This is a genomic window from Cupriavidus necator, assembly GCF_040578825.1.
GTDB lineage: Bacteria > Pseudomonadota > Gammaproteobacteria > Burkholderiales > Burkholderiaceae > Cupriavidus > Cupriavidus necator_E.
The window spans coordinates 1-15,910 of sequence record NZ_JBEFLI010000002.1 but is presented as its reverse complement, the minus strand read 5'-3'; the positions used below and the strand labels follow the sequence as shown (position 1 = coordinate 15,910).

Below are 15,910 nucleotides of genomic sequence, written 5' to 3'. Positions count from 1 at the left end.
TCAGGGAACGAGCGGGTCGCGAAAGCCCGTATCGGTGGCGGGCGGGGCCGCGTCGCCGGTGCTTGGCGGCGTGGCCTGGGGGACTGGCATGACAGGGGGCACGGGCTTCGGCGCCGGCACGATCGCGGGCGGCACCGCCTGGTGTCTGGCGTCGCGCCAGGTGTTGTAGACCCAGTACGCCGCGCCGGCGACCGCGCCAAACTTGGACAGCTTCCAGGTCCAGCGCAACACCGGCGTACGCTTGACCAGCGGCAGCGCCAGCGTCAGCGCCGTGCTCAGCAGCGGGTACTCCTTGGTCATGCCGACCACCTTCATCCACGAGCCCGGCCGTGCCACGCGCGGCAGCCAGTGGGCCACGGTGCCCAGGCGCCGGACGCCGCCGCGCACCTCGTGCAATGCCTGCAGGCAGTCATGGCGTTCGAGCGCGGCGCGGGTCAGCAGCAATTCCTTGCGCACGTCCAGCGGCAGGCGCACCTCGTGGTTGAATCGGACAGGCCGCAGAGGCTCGCGGCGGGTGCGCTCGGTCGCGCTGTCATCGGGTTCCAGGGTGCTCATCGGCGCAGGATCTCCCGGTCTTTGTCGATTTCGGCGAGCGTTGCCTCGAACATCGGCGGGGCGTTGCGCACCAGGTTGCGTGCATACAGCAGGCAGCCGGTGCTCAGCAGCAGGTAGAGCACCGTCAGCGTTCCCAGCGCCTGCCAGCGGTAGGTATCCCAGAACAGGATGGCGATCAGCGCGGTGAGGGTGATCAGCCCGAGTCCGAAAAAGGCGAGGCCGACCAGGGCCATCAGCGCGATCTTCATCAGGCGCGAGCGCTCCTCGGCAAACTCGACGCTGGCAAGCTCCAGGCGGGTCTGTACCATCGCAACCACCGAATTGAGGAGGTTGCGCACGGATTCCAGGAATTTGGGGGAAGGGGTAGATTCGCTCATGCGGGTTTCGCTCATGCGGCTCCGGCGTGAAAGCGGCGCGCCGGCATGGCCAGGCGCGCCTCCTGCGGGCGGGGCCGGGTGCGGCGCCGATGTGCGGGCTCCCGGGCCACTGGCGACCCGCGTGTTGGCGCGGGTCGCCGCTCAGACGCGGCACCAGCTTGCCGCGTCGGGACTTCAGGCGCTGGCTTGCAGCGCTTCTGCAGCAGTGCTTACTTGCGGTTCAGCAGCAGACCGATCAGCAGGCCGACGCCGGCGGCTACGCCCACGGCGCGCCACGGGTGGTCATGCACGTAGTCGTCGGTGGCGCGTGCCGCAGCCTTGCTCTTGGTCACGACGGCATCCTGCAGGTCCTGGGCCTTTTCTTTGGCTTGCTTGAGCAGACCCATGCCGCGCTCGCGCAGTTCGGCGGCCTTTTCGCCGGTGGTCGAAGCCGCTTGCTTAAGCAGTTCTTCGGCGTCGGACAGAACGGTCTTGACATCGCTCATCAGTTTCTCCTGTTTGCGGGCGGTTGGTTCGGTTTGTGCGGATTCTGACATTTTCTATGCTCCGAGGCTAACGGCAATTGTTTGTCTGTTACTTAGCATATGTGGCGAGCGGCCGTGGTTTCAAGGCCACGTGACCGGAAGCAGCAAACTGCGACGTCCGATGTTGACAGCATGCCGTAAAGCCGGCGTGAGGAATGTCAGAAAATGTCTTTATGACTTCGAGTGATTTTGTAGTGACTTTATATTCGTTTGGGTTGGATATCAATCCGGTTACGCTGGTTCCACCCTGAAATTCCACTGGAGAACAGAGCATGGCACTGCGTCTTGGCGATATCGCACCGGACTTCGAGCAGGATTCGAGCGAAGGCCGCATCCGCTTCCATGAGTGGCTAGGCGATAGCTGGGGCGTGCTGTTCTCGCACCCGGCCGACTACACGCCGGTGTGCACCACCGAACTGGGGCTGACCGCAAAGCTGAAGGAAGAGTTCGCCCGGCGCGGCGTCAAGGCGATCGCGCTGTCGGTCGATGGCGTGGAGTCGCACCACGGCTGGATCCGGGACATCAACGAGACCCAGTCGACCACGGTCAATTTCCCGATCCTGGCCGATGCTGACCGCAAGGTCTCGCAGCTCTACGACATGATCCACCCGAATGCGAACGAGACCCTGACGGTGCGTTCGCTGTTCATCATCGACCCGAAGAAGAAGGTGAGGCTGATCATCACCTACCCGGCCAGCACCGGGCGCAACTTCAACGAGGTCCTGCGCGTGATCGACTCCCTGCAGCTCACCGACAACCACAGCGTGGCCACGCCGGGCAACTGGCAGGACGGCGACGATGTGGTGATCGTGCCCTCGCTGAAGGACGAAGCGGTGATCCGCGAGAAATTCCCGAAGGGCTACAACGCCGTGCGGCCGTACCTGCGCCTCACGCCGCAACCGAACAAATGAAACGCGGCCCCGCGTGAAGGCGGGGCCGGCGTGAGCGACAGGTGTTTTATCGACGGGGGCAGCCTCGTCGTCTCCTTGGTAGTGTGCTTGGCCCGGCTTCGCAGCCGGGCCTTTTTATGGCGGAGAACCTGTCCGTAAGGCGTGGACGGCGGTCAGGCCGATCAGAAGAAGGCCTGGATGCCGGTCTGGGCGCGGCCCAGAATCAGCGCATGGATGTCGTGCGTGCCCTCGTAGGTGTTGACCACTTCGAGGTTGACCACGTGACGGATCACGCCGAACTCGTCGGAGATACCGTTGCCGCCCAGCATGTCGCGCGCGACGCGGGCGATATCCAGCGACTTGCCGCACGAATTGCGCTTCATGATCGAGGTGATCTCGACCGCGGCAGTGCCTTCGTCCTTCATCCGGCCCAGGCGCAGGCAGCCTTGCAGGCCCAGCGTGATCTCGGTCTGCATGTCGGCAAGCTTTTTCTGCACGAGTTGCGTGGCGGCCAGCGGGCGGCCGAACTGCTTGCGGTCCAGCGTGTACTGGCGCGCGGTGTGCCAGCAGAACTCGGCGGCGCCCAGCGCGCCCCAGGCGATGCCGTAGCGGGCCGAATTCAGGCAGGTGAACGGGCCCTTCAGGCCGCTGACGCCCGGCATGATGTTCTCTTCCGGCACGAACACCTGGTCCAGCACGATTTCGCCGGTGATCGAGGTGCGCAGGCCGACCTTGCCGTGGATGGCCGGTGCCGACAGGCCCTTCCAGCCCTTTTCCAGGATAAAGCCGCGGATCTCGTCCTTGCCGTTATCGCCTTGCAGCTTGGCCCAGACCACGAACACGTCGGCGATCGGCGAGTTGGTGATCCACATCTTGGCGCCGGTCAGCTCGTAGCCGCCGTCAACCTTCTTCGCGCGGGTGACCATCGAGCCCGGATCGGAGCCGTGGTTGGGCTCGGTCAGGCCGAAGCAGCCGATCCACTCGCCGGTCGCCAGCTTGGGCAGGTACTTCTGCTTTTGCGCTTCGGTGCCGAATTCAAAGATCGGCACCATCACCAGCGACGACTGCACGCTCATCATCGAGCGATAGCCAGAATCGACGCGCTCGACTTCGCGCGCGATCAGGCCGTAGCTGACGTAGTTCAGGCCCGGGCCGCCGTATTGCTCGGGGATGGTCGGACCGAGCAGGCCCAGCTCGCCCATCTCGCGGAAGATCTCCACGTCGGTCTTCTCGTTGCGGAACGACTGCAGCACGCGCGGCATCAGCTTGTCCTGGCAGTACGCCGCCGCGGCGTCGCGGATCATGCGTTCGTCGGCGCTCAGTTGCTGGTCCAGCAGCAGGGGGTCGGCCCAGTGGAATTCGGCGTTGGCAGCCATGCAGGTCTCCTTCGGTAGCACGGGAGGAAGCATCGGGGCAGGGCCAGTGGCCACTTTGCACGCCGGTGTTTCCGGAAATCATGACGGGTTCTGTGACGGTCGCGGATGATTTTTGGTTCCGCATTGCGGAACATTGTTCCGTTGAGTTAGTATATCGCAACGGGTTTGCCGTGCAACAGGCAAAACCCGCCCCCACCCATGCCTTGTGCGATGAGCGGACACCCCGCAGACCTTTGACAGGAACCGCCATGACCAATCCGGCACTTTCGGCCGATGCCGCTGCGCCCACCCCGGTGCGCGAGAGCGATCCCAATTTCGTCACCGCGCTGGCACGCGGACTGGAGCTGCTGCGCTGCTTCCGCACCGGCGAGGCGATGCTGGGCAACCAGGACTTCGTGCGGCGCACCGGCTTCCCCAAGGCCACGGTAAGCCGGCTGGCCGGCACGCTGGTGCAGCTTGGCTACCTGCGCTATGACGAAAGCCTGGGCAAGTACGCGCTCGATGCGGGCGTGCTGGCGCTGGGCTATGCCTACCTGTCGGCCTCCGATGTGGTGGCGCTGGCGCGGCCACATATGCTGGCGTTCGCGCAGTCGTATGGCGTGTCGGTTTCGCTCGGCAAGCGCGAGCGCATGGAGGTGATCTACCTGGAATCGATCCGCAATGACGCCGGCGTGATGCTGGGGCTCGGGGTGGGGTCGCGGCTCTCGCTGGTGTCCAGTTCGATGGGACGCGCCTACCTGGCCGCACTGCCAGCCGCGCGGCGCGAGCGCGTGATGACCGAATTCAGCCAGGCATTCCCGGAGCAGTGGAAGCAGCAGGAGGCGGCGACGCGCGCGGCGGTGGCGCAGGCCCAGCAGCGCGGCTACGCCGCGTCGTTCCGCGACTGGCATCCGGCGATTCACGCCTGCGCGGTGGCCTTCCGGCCAGTGGGGGAGAAGGAGCTGCACATGCTGAGCTGCAGTGCGTCCTATGGAGCGGTGGAGGAGGCGGTGTTCCACCAGACGCTGGCGCCGGCGCTGCGGGCGCTGGCGGCGAGGTTGTCGGACCCGGCGGGGTGATGCCGGGCCCGGACGCCGATCAAAGATCGGTCCGCAGCTTCCAGAGCTCCGGGAACAACACCACATCCAGCATCTTGCGCAGATAGCTGACGCCCTCGGTGCCGCCGGTGCCGCGCTTGAAGCCGATCACCCGCTCGACCGTGGTCACATGCCGGAAGCGCCATTGCCGGAACGCGTCTTCCAGGTCGACGAACTTCTCGCCGAGCTCGTACAGCTCCCAGTGCGCGTCCGGATTGCGATACACCTCCAGCCACGCCGCCTCGACCGAAGCGTTGTACGCAGTCGGCTTCGTCCAGTCCCGCTCGACGCAATCCGCATCGATAGCGAAGCCACGCCGCGCCATCAGCCGGATCGCCTCGTCATACAGCGACGGCGTCTTCAGCGCGGTTTCCACCAGCGCCAGGTGCTCCGGCCGATGCGCATGCGGCTTCAGCATGGCCGCGTTCTTGTTGCCGAGGATGAATTCGATCTCGCGGTACTGGTACGACTGGAAGCCCGACGACATCCCCAGGTAGGGCCGCATCGCCGAATACTCCGGCGGCGTCATCGTCGCCAGCACGTTCCAGGCCTGCACCAGCTGGTCCATGATGCGCGACACCCGCGTCAGCATCTTGAACGCCGGCGGCAGGCTGTCGGACTTGACCGACTCGCGCGCGGCACGCAGCTCGTGCAGCATCAGCTTCATCCACAGCTCGGTGGTCTGGTGCTGCACGATAAACAGCATCTCGTTGTGGTCCGGCGACAGCGGATGCTGCGCGTTCAGGATCTGGTCCAGGCCGAGATAGTCGCCATAGCTCATGTCCCTGGCGAAATCCATCTGCGCACCGTGCCAGCTATCGCCCTGTGCGCTCGTGCCTGCCTCGCTGGCGGCACCGGAGAAGGGGCATCCCTTGATTTCACTCATGATGCGCTCCCGAATCACGTCACCTGGCCGCGCGTCTGGAAGCGCGCGTCGCGATAGACGCCGCTGTCCAGCACATCGCGCAGGATCTCAACAGCATCCCACACCTCGGTGAAGCTGGTGTACAGCGGCGTGAAGCCGAAGCGGGCGATGCGCGGCTCGCGGTAGTCGCCAATCACGCCGCGCTCGATCAGAGCCTGCACCAGCGCATAGCCGTCCGGGTGTTCCAGGCTGATCTGGCTGCCGCGGCGCGCGTGCTCGCGCGGCGTCACCAGCGTCAGCGGGTGGTGGCCGCAGCGCGACTCCACCAGTTCGATGAACAGGTCGGTCAGCAGCAGTGACTTGGCGCGCAGCACCTGCATCGTCGTCTGGGCGAAGATATCCAGCCCGCACTCGACCATCGCCAGCGAAGTCACCGGCTGCGTGCCGCACAGGAAGCGGCGCACGCCGTCGACCGGGCGGTATTGCGGCGCCATCGCGAACGGCGCGGCATGGCCCCACCAGCCCGACAGCGGCTGCCAGAAGGCGTCGCGCAGCGCCGGCGCGACCCAGACGAAGGCGGGCGAGCCCGGGCCGCCGTTCAGGTACTTGTAGGTGCAGCCGATGGCGTAGTCGGCGCCGGCCGCCTTCAGGTTGACCGGCACCGCGCCGGCGGAGTGGCACAGGTCCCACACCGTCAGCGCGCCGCGCGCGTGGGCGAGCTCGGTCAGCGCGGCCATGTCGAGCATCTCGCCGGTCTTGTAGTTGACGTGCGTGAGCATCAGCACGGCGGTGTCCGCGCCGACGGCTTGATCGAGCTCGGCCGGCGAGTTGACCAGCCGCAGCGAATAGCCCTGCTGCAGCAGGTCGGCCAGGCCCTGGGCGATATACAGGTCGGTCGGGAAGTTGCTGGCTTCCGACACGATCACCTTGCGCGCCGGGTCGCGCGTCTGCTGCACGCGCAGCGCCGCGGCCAGCACCTTGAACAGGTTGATCGAGGTGGTGTCGGTGACCACCACTTCATCCTGGCCGGCACCCACCAGCGGGGCGAGCTTGTTGCCGAGCCGTTGCGGCAGCTCGAACCAGCCGGCGGTGTTCCAGCTGCGGATCAGGCCCTCGCCCCATTCGTCGGCCACCACCTGGGCGGCGCGGGCGGCGGCGGCGCGCGGACGGGCGCCAAGCGAGTTGCCATCGAGGTAGATCACGCCCTCGGGCAGCGCGAACTGGTCGCGCAGCGGGCGCAGCGGGTCTTGCTCATCGAGCCGGATACATTGCTCGCGGTCAGTGGTTGTCATGTCGTGATGCGTTGTCATGGTTGTTCGTGGCGGCGCTCAGGCCAGGCTGCGCAGCACCGCGCGCACCGGGCTGGCGTCGAGGCCGGCAAAGCGCAGCGGCAGCGCGATCAGTTCGTAGTCGCCCTCGGCGACCTCATCGAGCACGATGCCTTCGAGGATGGCGAGGCCGTGCCGGCGCACGGCGTTGTGCGCGTCCATGGTCTTGGATTCCTGCGGATCGAGCGAAGGCGTGTCGATGCCGACGAGCTGCACGCCGTGCGCGGCCAGCAGCGCGATGGTGTCGGCGGCGACCGCGCAGAAGCCCGGATCCCACTGCGCCAGCGGTGCTTGCCGGTAGGTGCGCAGCAGCACGCGCGGCGGCAGGCCAGCCAGCGCGTGTGCCAGATGGCGCGGCTCCACCAGCGGCGACGTGCCGATGCAATGGATCACGCGGCAGGTACCGAGGTAGGGCGTCAGCGGCACCGCGCCGATCGGCGCGCCGTCGGCGGCGTAGTGCAGCGGCGCGTCGGCATGGGCGCCGGTATGCGGCGACAGCGTGATGCGGCCGACATTGACCGGGCAATGCTCGTCCATCTGCCAGGCGGCCTGCTGCTGGAACGGCGTGTCGCCGGGCCAGACCGGGGTGGCGGGGGAGAGCGGGGGGCTGATGTCCCACAGCCGGCGCGGGTCTTGATTGGGGGCGGTCATATGGGTGCGCGGCGGCTTTGCCAAGCGCCGTCGTTGTCTGCCTCGATGTCGGAAATCATAGTCAAAATCGCCGGGAAGAGGCTTGCGAAATGGACCGTCGGCGGGGCCATCTTTCGCATAAAATGCGAATAATCCAATCTTCATCGCAGGAAATTCGAATGAATCTCGATCCTATCGATCTGCGCATCCTGGCGTGCCTGCAGGAGAACGGCCGCATCAGCAACCAGGACCTGGCTGACCGCGTGGCGCTGTCGCCGTCGGCGTGCCTGCGCCGCGTGCGGCTGCTGGAAGAGTCAGGGGTGATCGGCGGCTACCGCGCGTGGTTCGATGCCGAGCAGCTCGGACTGGAGCTGGAGGCGATCGTGCAGGTGTCGATGCGGCACGACGTGGAGGGCTGGCACGACACTTTTATCGCCGCGGTGCAGTCGTGGCCGGAAGTGCTGTCGGCCTACATCATCACTGGCGACAGCAACTACATCCTGCGGGTGCAGGCGCGCAACCTGAAGCACTACTCGGATTTCATCGTGAACCGGCTGTACCGTACCAAGGGCGTGATGGATATCCGCTCGAATATCGTGCTGCAGCGGATCAAGACCGACAGCTCGCCGCTGGCGATCCTGAAGGCCGGAGCAGAGGAAGCCTAACGCGCGGTGTGCAAGGCGATCAGCTGGCGCAGCGTTTCCTTGAGCAGCGCGCCCTGTTGCGGCCCGAAATCGTCCAGCACCGCGCGCTCATGGTCGGCGGCGCGTTGCAGCAGCGGCTGCGCCAGCGCGCGCCCGCGCGGGGTGATCGAGATCAGCGCCTGGCGGCGGTCGGCCTTGCCGGCGCGGCGCCTGACCAGCCCCTCGGCGGCCATGCGGTCGACCAGCTTGGTCAGTGTGGGCTGCTTGGTCAGCGTGATTTCGGCCAGCGTGCCGATGGTGCAGTCGGGCCGGTCGGCCAGCGTCGCCAGCACGCGCCACGCCGGCACCGACAATCCGCTGGCTTCGACCTCGCGGTGGAATTCGCCCGAGATCAGGTGGCTGGCGCGGGCCAGCAGATAGGCCAGATAGCCATCGACGAAAGGCTCTGCAGGGAGGGGCGAGGGCAGGGTTGCCTGCGCAGACTGTTCAGCCATGATGGGCCGGTGCCGCTCAGGGCTCGAGCGGGATGGTGGTGGAGAACTCCCCGCCCTGGAACACCAGCGGGCCGTCGCCAGCCTCGAGCACGCCGCAGCGCTCCACCTCGCCCACAAAGATCACGTGGTCGCCCTCGTCGTAGCGGCTGCGGTTGTGGCATTCGAACCACGCCAGCGCATTGGACAGGATCGGCAGGCCGGTGGCCGACAGCCGGTAGTCGACGCCGGCGAAGCGGTCGCCCTTGAGCGTGGCGAAGCGCTGGCACAGGTCGAGCTGCGAGGCCGACAGCACGTTGATGATGTAGTGCGTGCCGTCGCGGAACATCGGCAGGCTGTTGGCGCGCGTGGCCATGCTCCACAGCACCAGCGGCGGATCGAGCGACACCGAGTTGAACGAGCTGGCGGTGATGCCGATGAACGGCGGCGCACCCGCCGCCACGGACTCGGCGCTGGCGCGCGTGGTGATCACCGTGACGCCGGTCGCGAACTGCGACAGCGTGCGGCGGAAATGCTGCGCATCGAAGTCGGGGGCGGCGGCAACGCTGGCGATCCGTGGCTGGGCCTCAGGCATGCCCATGGGGGCTCCACTGGAGTTCATGAAATTTCATATATATTATTCGCGCCAGGGGCATCGAGTACAAGCCCGGCGCGGCGCCCGGTGCGCCCCACGCGTTGGCTGGCGCACAAAACAACGCGGCGCTTGCCGCCGCGACAAGAACAAACGGAGACAAGTCATGCTCATCGAGCAGATCGAACACCGCTGGCTGGCGGCGTTCCGGCGCACCCTGGAACTCTGTGCCCTCAAGGGCGGCGAAGTCGTGGGAATTGTAACGGAGTCGCAATCCCGCCCTGTCAACGTGGCCTTGGCCGAGCTGGCGGTGCAGTCGCTGGGCGCGACCCCGGTGCGCATCCAGGTGCCGACGCCGGCGCTCAGCGCACCCGCGCCGGTGCGCTCCACCGGCGCCAGCGACGCGCTCCAGGAACTGGCCCCGGTCATTGCGGCGCTGTCGCGCTGCCACCTCGTGCTGGACTGCACGGTGGAGGGCCTGCTGCATGCGCCGGAGTTGCCGCGGATCCTGCGTGGCGCCGACGGCGTCGTGCCGCGGCTGCTGATGATCAGCAACGAACACCCCGAGATCCTGGAACGCTGCCAGCCCGACGCAGCGCTGGAAGGCGCGGTGCGCGCCGCGATGAAGCGGCTGCGCGGCGCGCGCGAGATGCGCGTGCATTCGGCCGCCGGCACCGAGCTGCGCATTGGCCTGGCTGACGCGCGCGTGGGCGGCGTCTGGGGTTACTGCAACAAGCCCGGGCAGGTGTCGCACTGGCCCGGCGGGCTGTGCCTGGCGTTTCCCGCCAGGCGGCAGGTCAACGGCACGCTGGTGCTGGCGCCGGGCGACGTCAACCTGACCTTCAAGACCTACCTGCGCGATACCGTGGTCTGCCATATCGAGGACGACTATATCGTCGGCCTCGAAGGGCAGGGCGTCGATGCCGACATGATGCGCGGCTACTACCAGGCCTGGGCCGACCGCGAAGGCACGCGCGACGCGTATGCGGTGTCGCACGTGGGCTGGGGCCTGAACCGGCTGGCGCGCTGGGACGCGATGACCTTCTACGACAAGCGCGACTGCAACGGCACCGAGCTGCGCGCGTTCGCCGGCAATTTCCTGTTCTCGACCGGCGCCAACGAGATGGCGGGGCGCCATACGCTGGGCCACTTCGACCTGCCGCTGCGCAACTGCACGGTGTCGCTCGACGGGCGCAATGAGGTCGAGGCGGGCACGCTGGTGGAGGTGGCGGCATGAGCGCGCCCGCCTCCGCGACGACGCAGCGCCACGCCAACGGTATCGCCACCCTTGCCTGGGGCGACGGCCCGGTAGCGGTGGTGATGCTGCACGGCATCGGCGGCGGCAAGGCCGCGTGGCCCGCGCAGGGCGAGGCGCTGGCGCAGGCCGGCTACCGCGCGCTGGCGTGGGACATGCCCGGCTATGGCGACAGCGCGCCGATCGATCCCTACGACTTCGATGGCCTGGCCCGCGCGTTGGCGCCGCTGCTGGCGGAGGAGCGCGACGCCGGCCGCCGCGTGGTGCTGCTCGGCCACAGCATGGGCGGCATGGTGGCGCAACAGGCGTATGCCGCCACGCCCGCGCTGATCGACGGCATGGTGCTGTCCGGCACCTCGCCCGCCTTCGGCAAGGGCGACGGGCCGTGGCAGCGCGAATTCATCGCCGCGCGCACCGCGCCGCTGGACGCCGGCAAGACCATGGCCGAGATGGCCGCCGGGCTGGTGCGCACGATGGTGGCGCCCGATGCCGGGCCCGATGCGGTGGCCTTCGCCACGTCGGTGATGGCGGCGGTGCCCGCGCCCACCTACCGGGCCGCACTGGGCGCGCTGGTGCGCTTCAACCAGCGCGACGCGCTGCCGCGCATCGCGGTGCCGGTGCTGGCGCTGGCTGGCCAGCACGATACCAATGCCTCGCCCGAGGTGATGGCGCGCATGGCGCAGCGCATCCCCGGCGCCGAATACCGCTGCCTGCCCGATGTCGGCCACCTGGCCTGCATGGAGCGGCCCGCGCCGTTCAACGACGCGGTGCTCGACTTCCTGCGCCGGCATTTCCCGCTGCGCTGAGCGCCGCAGCGCCCGGCATCCATCTACGCAACACCAGAACAACGACAGCGCCGCCCCGCACCCGGCGCAAAGGAGACTGCGACATGCCATCCGGCCAGCTCGACTTCATCCCCGCCGTCGGTACGGCGGACTTCACCCCGCGCCAGGCCCGCCTGCTGACGCTGGCGAACCGCCTCGGCCGCGAACGGTTCGCCGGGCGCGCGGCCACCTGGGACCGCGAGGCGAGCTTCCCGTTCGCCAACTATGACGACCTGCGCGACGCCGGCCTGCTGGCGCTGTGCGTGCCCGAAGCGTTCGGCGGCGAGGGCGCCGACTTTGCCACCTACTGCATGGTTGGGGCGGAGATCGGCCGCTTCTGCGGCGCGACGGCGCTGACGTACAACATGCATATCTGCTCGACCATGTGGACCGGCATGCTGTCCGACGGCATCGACATGACGCCAGAGCAGCGCGCCGAGCACGATGCCCGGCGCGAACTGCATTTCGCCCGCGTGGTGCGCGACGGCGCGGTCTATGCGCAGCCGTTCTCGGAAGGCTCGGCCGCCGCCGCGGGCAAGGCGCCGTTCGGCACCAGCGCGCGCAAGGTCGACGGCGGCTGGGTGCTGAACGGGCGCAAGATCTTCGCCTCGCTGTCGGGCGCGGCTGACTACTACGGCATCCTCTGTACAGAAGACCGCGGTGACCACCATCCCGATATGCGCGATACGCTCTACATCGCGGTGCCGGGCAAGGCGGAAGGACTGACCGTGACCGGCGAGTGGGACCCCATGGGCATGCGCGGCACGGTGTCGCGCACGCTGCTGCTCAACGACGTGTTCGTGCCCGACCACGAGCAGCTGATGCCGCGTGGCGTCTACTACCGCGCCGCGCAGACCTGGCCGGCGATGTTCTTCACGCTGTCGCCGACCTATCTCGGCGTGGCGCAGGCCGCCTACGACTTTACCGTGCAGTACCTGCGCGGCGAGGTGCCCGGCCAGCCGCCGGTCAGGCGCCGCATGTACCCGACCAAGCAGATCGCGGTGGCGCAGATGCGCATCCAGCTCGAAACCATGCGCTCGATCTTCTGGCGCGCGATCCACGAAGCGAAGCCCAATCCGTCCAAGGACGAGCGGCTGCGCCTGTACGCCGCGCACTACACGGTGATGGAGGGCGCCAACGATATCGCGCGGCTGGCGCTCCGCACCTGCGGCGGGCAGTCGATGCTGAAGGACCTGCCGCTGGAGCGGCTCTACCGCGACTCGCGCTGCGGCGCGCTGATGCTGCCCTGGACCGCCGAGCTGATCCTGGACCGCATGGGCCGCGAAACGCTGTACGAATCCGGCGAGCGCGACGAATGAGCGGCCAGAACGGCGAAACGCGTCCCGGCGCCGCCGGGCTCGGTACGCTGCCAGCCATGCTGTGGGCGCATGCCAGGGCAACGCCGCAGCGGCCAGCGCTGCACTACCTGGATCGCACCTTCAGTTACGGCAAGCTGTGGCGGCGCGTGGAGCGCGCCAGCGCCCATCTGGCCGCGACCTGGGGCATCCGCCCAGGCGACCGCGTCGGCACGCTGTGCCTGAACCACGAACTGCAACTGGTGCTGCTGTTCGCCTGCGCACGCGTCGGTGCCATGTTCGCGCCGCTGAACTACCGGCTTGCCGCGGCGGAGCTGCAGGCGATCGCCGGGCATGCGCAACTGACGCTGCTGTGCCACGACGACGCGCACGCGGCGCTGGCGCGGCAAGCCTGCGGCAGCCACTGCCGGCTGGCGGGGATCGAGCGCGTGGTCGACCATCCCGCGCCGTACGGCATCGCGCATCCCCATGTGCCCGACGACGCGCCGCTGCTGCTGGCCTACACCTCGGGCACCACCGGCAAGCCCAAGGGCGCGGTCCATACCCAGGCGGGGCTGCTGGCCAATGCGCGCGCGAGCTGGTGGGCGCACGACATGGCGGCGGACGACCACGTGCTGTCGGTGCTGCCGATGTTCCATGTCGGCGGGCTGTGCATCCAGACACTGCCGGCGCTGCTGGCCGGCGCGCAGGTGACGCTGCACGACCGCTTCGCGCCGGGCGCCTGGCTCGATGCGGTGGCGCGGGCGCGGCCGACGCTGTCGCTGATGGTGCCGGCCACGCTGCGCGCGGTGCTGGCGCATCCCGGCTGGCCGGACGCGGACCTGTCATCGTTGCGCGGGGTGATGGCGGGCTCGTCGACGATCCCGCTGTCGTATATCGAGGCCTTCCACGCGCGCGGCGTGCCGCTGGGACAGGTCTATGGCGCGACCGAGACCGGCCCGGTGTCGGTGGTGCTGAAGCTGGCAGACGCGATGGCGCGCCCCGGCTACGCCGGCTGGCCGCAGCCGGAGGTCCAGGTGCGCCTTGCCGGCCCGGACGGCGCCGAGGTGCCGCGGGGCGAGGTCGGCGAGCTGTGGGTGCGCGGCGCCAATGTGATGGCGGGCTATTGGGGGCAGCCCGACAGCGGCTTGCCCGATGGCTGGTTCCGTTCCGGCGACCTGGCGCACCGTGACGCCGACGGCTGCATCGAGGTAGTGGGGCGCAGCAAGGACATGATCATCTCCGGCGGCGAGAACATCTACCCGGCCGAGATCGAGAACGTGCTGGTCGGGCTGCCCGGCGTGCAGGAATGCGCGGTGGTGGGCGTGGCTGACGCGCGCTGGGGCGAGGTGCCGGTGGCGGTGATCGTTCCGGCGCCGGGCGCGCCGCGCGCCGCGCTGGCGCCCGAGCCGGTGCGCGAGGCGCTGGCCGCGCGCATCGCCCGCTTCAAGCTGCCGCGCGAAGTGGTGCTGCTCGACGACCTGCCGCGCAGCGCGCTGGGCAAGGTGCTCAAGCCGCAGTTGCGGGCGATGCTGGAGGCGCGGCGCGAGCCCGGATGAATCCGCTGCAGGGGCGCCGATCTGCGCTTATGCTTGAGGCCGTGACACGACACAGACCACAGCAACGGAGCGGCGCAAATGGAACATCGACTTGAAACGGCCACCCTGGGCGGCGGGTGCTTCTGGTGCCTGGAAGCGGTCTACCAGCAGGTCAACGGCGTGGTGGCGGTGGAGTCGGGCTATACCGGCGGCCATGTGGACCACCCGACCTACCAGCAGGTCTGCGAGGGCAATACCGGCCATGCCGAGGTGGTGCGCGTGACCTTCGACCCGTCGGTGATCAGCTACCGCGAGATCCTGGAGATCTTCTTCGCCATCCACGACCCGACCACGCCGGACCGGCAGGGCAACGATGTGGGGCCGCAGTATCGGTCGGTGATCTTCACCCACTCGGAAGCGCAGCGCGCCACTGCCGAATACGTGATGCGCGAACTGGCCGCAGCCAAGACTTTCGACGCGCCCATCGTCACGCAGCTCGAGCCGGAGCAGCCGTACTGGCGGGCCGAAGAGGGCCACCAGAACTACTTCCAGGACCACCCCAGCGCGGGTTACTGCGCCTTCGTGATCTCGCCCAAGCTCGCCAAGTTCCGCAAGCAGTTCGCCGCCAGGCTGCGCCGCTAGCCGGGCTTACAGGCGCGCGGCGATGGCTTCGGCCAGCCGCGCGCAACTGAGCGGCGCGCAGCCTTCGGCGTTGTTGCTGACGATGACGATGGCGGGCTGGCCCGCGCGCAGCGTGCGCGCGACCACGTCGGCAATGGCGTGGCGCGTGCCGGGATCGTCGTCGACGATGCGGTCGAAGGGCGCATAGCGCTTCTCGGCATATGCGTACGGCCGGCCCGCATGCAGCATCCAGCGCAGCACCAGCGGCCCGGGCGCTTCCTCGTCCATCAGCGCCTGCGCCGCGGCCTGGCGCGGCACCGGCGGCAGGCGGTCGCGCGCCGACAGGCAGAAGCGCGCGCCATGGCGGCGCAGCAGCCGGATATAGCGCGGCGTCAGCAGCGCCGGGTCGCGCAGCTCGACGGTGTAGCACGCGTGCGGCGTCAGCGACCGATCCAGCGGCGGCAGCGCGCCGAGGAAGGCGTCGAGCCGCTCCAGGAACACCGCGCTGTCGGCAAGCGGCCCCATCGGCGACAACTGGAACAGCAGCGGCCCGCACTTGCTGCCGAGCCCGCTGGTGGCCGGGCCGATGAAATCGCGCACCGCGATCTCCGCATCCAGGAAGGCCGCATTGGCGAGCCGGCCGGCGCCGTCCGAGCCGCGCAGCCAGGCGTCGCAGACGCTGGCTGGCGCCTTGACCAGGAAGCGGAAGTCGTCGGGCACCTGCGCCGCATAGGACAGGTAGTCGGCCAGCGGGATCGGCCCGTAGAAGCCGCGGTCGATGCCGGCGGCGCGCAACAGCGGGTGGCGCGAATACGCGGCCAGTCCCTTGCGCGACAGCAGGCTGTCGCCATACCCGCCGTCATAGACCAGCCCGTTCCAGCCGGGGTAGGCCCAGGAAGAGGTGCCGAAGTACAGGTTGGCGGGCAGGCGCGCGGCCAGCGCCTGCAGCGCTTCGCTGGCGTGCGCCGGCTGCACGCTGGTGCCGCGCGCGGGTGTGCCGGAGGAGGCGGGTGAGGGAAGGGCGGCGGGGGAGGCGGGCCGTTCCTGCGG

At 68.5% G+C, this 15,910-nt stretch carries 18 protein-coding genes; 8 read left to right on the top strand and 10 right to left on the bottom strand.

What is annotated here, in order from left to right; genetic code table 11:
• The 3 genes from AB1I47_RS01410 to AB1I47_RS01400 form a co-directional block, all read right to left on the bottom strand.
• Complete coding sequence (locus AB1I47_RS01410) at window positions 1–555, bottom strand: DUF3318 domain-containing protein (RefSeq protein ID WP_354681996.1); 555 nt, start codon at window positions 553–555, stop codon at window positions 1–3.
• Window positions 552–932 carry a phage holin family protein gene (locus tag AB1I47_RS01405; RefSeq protein ID WP_354682201.1) on the bottom strand — a complete coding sequence of 127 codons (381 nt, stop codon included), beginning with the start codon at window positions 930–932 and terminating at the stop codon, window positions 552–554. The genes AB1I47_RS01410 and AB1I47_RS01405 overlap by 4 nt, the downstream gene beginning before the upstream one ends.
• A 209-nt stretch (window positions 933–1,141) precedes the next feature.
• Window positions 1,142–1,468, bottom strand: a complete 327-nt coding sequence (locus tag AB1I47_RS01400) for an ElaB/YgaM/YqjD family protein (protein ID WP_010813729.1) — start codon at window positions 1,466–1,468, stop codon at window positions 1,142–1,144.
• Between the two features lie 260 nt (window positions 1,469–1,728).
• Here AB1I47_RS01400 and AB1I47_RS01395 point away from each other — a divergent pair, with 260 nt between their 5' ends.
• The gene (locus AB1I47_RS01395) at window positions 1,729–2,367 is read left to right on the top strand and encodes a peroxiredoxin (RefSeq protein WP_354681995.1); all 639 of its coding nucleotides are present in this window, start codon (window positions 1,729–1,731) and stop codon (window positions 2,365–2,367) included.
• A gap of 161 nt (window positions 2,368–2,528) precedes the next feature.
• Here AB1I47_RS01395 and AB1I47_RS01390 read toward each other — a convergent pair whose 3' ends face one another.
• Entirely contained in the window at window positions 2,529–3,722 is a 1,194-nt protein-coding gene (locus AB1I47_RS01390) for an acyl-CoA dehydrogenase (protein WP_354681994.1), read from the bottom strand.
• A 248-nt stretch (window positions 3,723–3,970) separates the two neighbouring features.
• Here AB1I47_RS01390 and AB1I47_RS01385 point away from each other — a divergent pair, with 248 nt between their 5' ends.
• Entirely contained in the window at window positions 3,971–4,780 is an 810-nt protein-coding gene (locus AB1I47_RS01385; protein ID WP_354681993.1) for an IclR family transcriptional regulator, read from the top strand.
• A 19-nt stretch (window positions 4,781–4,799) separates the two neighbouring features.
• Here AB1I47_RS01385 and kynA read toward each other — a convergent pair whose 3' ends face one another.
• Genes kynA through kynB form a run of 3 tightly spaced genes read right to left on the bottom strand, consistent with a single transcriptional unit; the run spans window position 4,800 to window position 7,642 of the window.
• Window positions 4,800–5,684 (bottom strand): tryptophan 2,3-dioxygenase, encoded by an 885-nt coding sequence (gene kynA / locus AB1I47_RS01380; RefSeq protein ID WP_354681992.1) that lies wholly within the window; start codon window positions 5,682–5,684, stop codon window positions 4,800–4,802.
• A gap of 14 nt (window positions 5,685–5,698) precedes the next feature.
• The gene (gene kynU / locus AB1I47_RS01375; protein ID WP_354681991.1) at window positions 5,699–6,955 is read right to left on the bottom strand and encodes a kynureninase; all 1,257 of its coding nucleotides are present in this window, start codon (window positions 6,953–6,955) and stop codon (window positions 5,699–5,701) included.
• A 36-nt stretch (window positions 6,956–6,991) separates the two neighbouring features.
• Window positions 6,992–7,642, bottom strand: a complete 651-nt coding sequence (gene kynB / locus AB1I47_RS01370) for an arylformamidase (RefSeq protein WP_354681990.1) — start codon at window positions 7,640–7,642, stop codon at window positions 6,992–6,994.
• A gap of 158 nt (window positions 7,643–7,800) precedes the next feature.
• Here kynB and AB1I47_RS01365 point away from each other — a divergent pair, with 158 nt between their 5' ends.
• Window positions 7,801–8,286 carry an Lrp/AsnC family transcriptional regulator gene (locus tag AB1I47_RS01365; RefSeq protein ID WP_354681989.1) on the top strand — a complete coding sequence of 162 codons (486 nt, stop codon included), beginning with the start codon at window positions 7,801–7,803 and terminating at the stop codon, window positions 8,284–8,286.
• On the opposite strand, the gene AB1I47_RS01360 is transcribed toward AB1I47_RS01365, so the two are convergent.
• On the bottom strand, window positions 8,283–8,759 hold the full coding sequence (locus tag AB1I47_RS01360; RefSeq protein WP_354681988.1) for a MarR family winged helix-turn-helix transcriptional regulator: 477 nt from the start codon (window positions 8,757–8,759) through the stop codon (window positions 8,283–8,285). The genes AB1I47_RS01365 and AB1I47_RS01360 overlap by 4 nt on opposite strands.
• A 16-nt stretch (window positions 8,760–8,775) precedes the next feature.
• A complete protein-coding gene (locus AB1I47_RS01355) occupies window positions 8,776–9,336 on the bottom strand; it encodes a flavin reductase family protein (protein WP_354681987.1) in 561 nt (186 codons plus the stop codon).
• 157 nt (window positions 9,337–9,493) lie between these two features.
• Here AB1I47_RS01355 and AB1I47_RS01350 point away from each other — a divergent pair, with 157 nt between their 5' ends.
• The 5 genes from AB1I47_RS01350 to msrA all read left to right on the top strand — a co-directional run bounded on the left by AB1I47_RS01350 (window position 9,494) and on the right by msrA (window position 14,881).
• Window positions 9,494–10,564, top strand: a complete 1,071-nt coding sequence (locus AB1I47_RS01350) for a 2,5-dihydroxypyridine 5,6-dioxygenase NicX family protein (RefSeq protein ID WP_354681986.1) — start codon at window positions 9,494–9,496, stop codon at window positions 10,562–10,564.
• Window positions 10,561–11,388 carry an alpha/beta fold hydrolase gene (locus AB1I47_RS01345; RefSeq protein WP_354681985.1) on the top strand — a complete coding sequence of 276 codons (828 nt, stop codon included), beginning with the start codon at window positions 10,561–10,563 and terminating at the stop codon, window positions 11,386–11,388. Before AB1I47_RS01350 ends, AB1I47_RS01345 begins: the two co-directional genes overlap by 4 nt.
• 83 nt (window positions 11,389–11,471) lie before the next feature.
• Window positions 11,472–12,725, top strand: a complete 1,254-nt coding sequence (locus tag AB1I47_RS01340; RefSeq protein ID WP_354681984.1) for an acyl-CoA dehydrogenase family protein — start codon at window positions 11,472–11,474, stop codon at window positions 12,723–12,725.
• Entirely contained in the window at window positions 12,722–14,260 is a 1,539-nt protein-coding gene (locus AB1I47_RS01335) for a class I adenylate-forming enzyme family protein (RefSeq protein ID WP_354681983.1), read from the top strand. The genes AB1I47_RS01340 and AB1I47_RS01335 overlap by 4 nt, the downstream gene beginning before the upstream one ends.
• Window positions 14,261–14,338: 78 nt before the next feature.
• Entirely contained in the window at window positions 14,339–14,881 is a 543-nt protein-coding gene (gene msrA / locus AB1I47_RS01330; protein ID WP_354681982.1) for a peptide-methionine (S)-S-oxide reductase MsrA, read from the top strand.
• A gap of 6 nt (window positions 14,882–14,887) precedes the next feature.
• Here the strand turns inward: msrA and AB1I47_RS01325 are convergent.
• On the bottom strand, window positions 14,888–15,910 hold a 1,023-nt coding region (locus tag AB1I47_RS01325; RefSeq protein ID WP_354681981.1), incomplete at its 5' end, for a DUF72 domain-containing protein.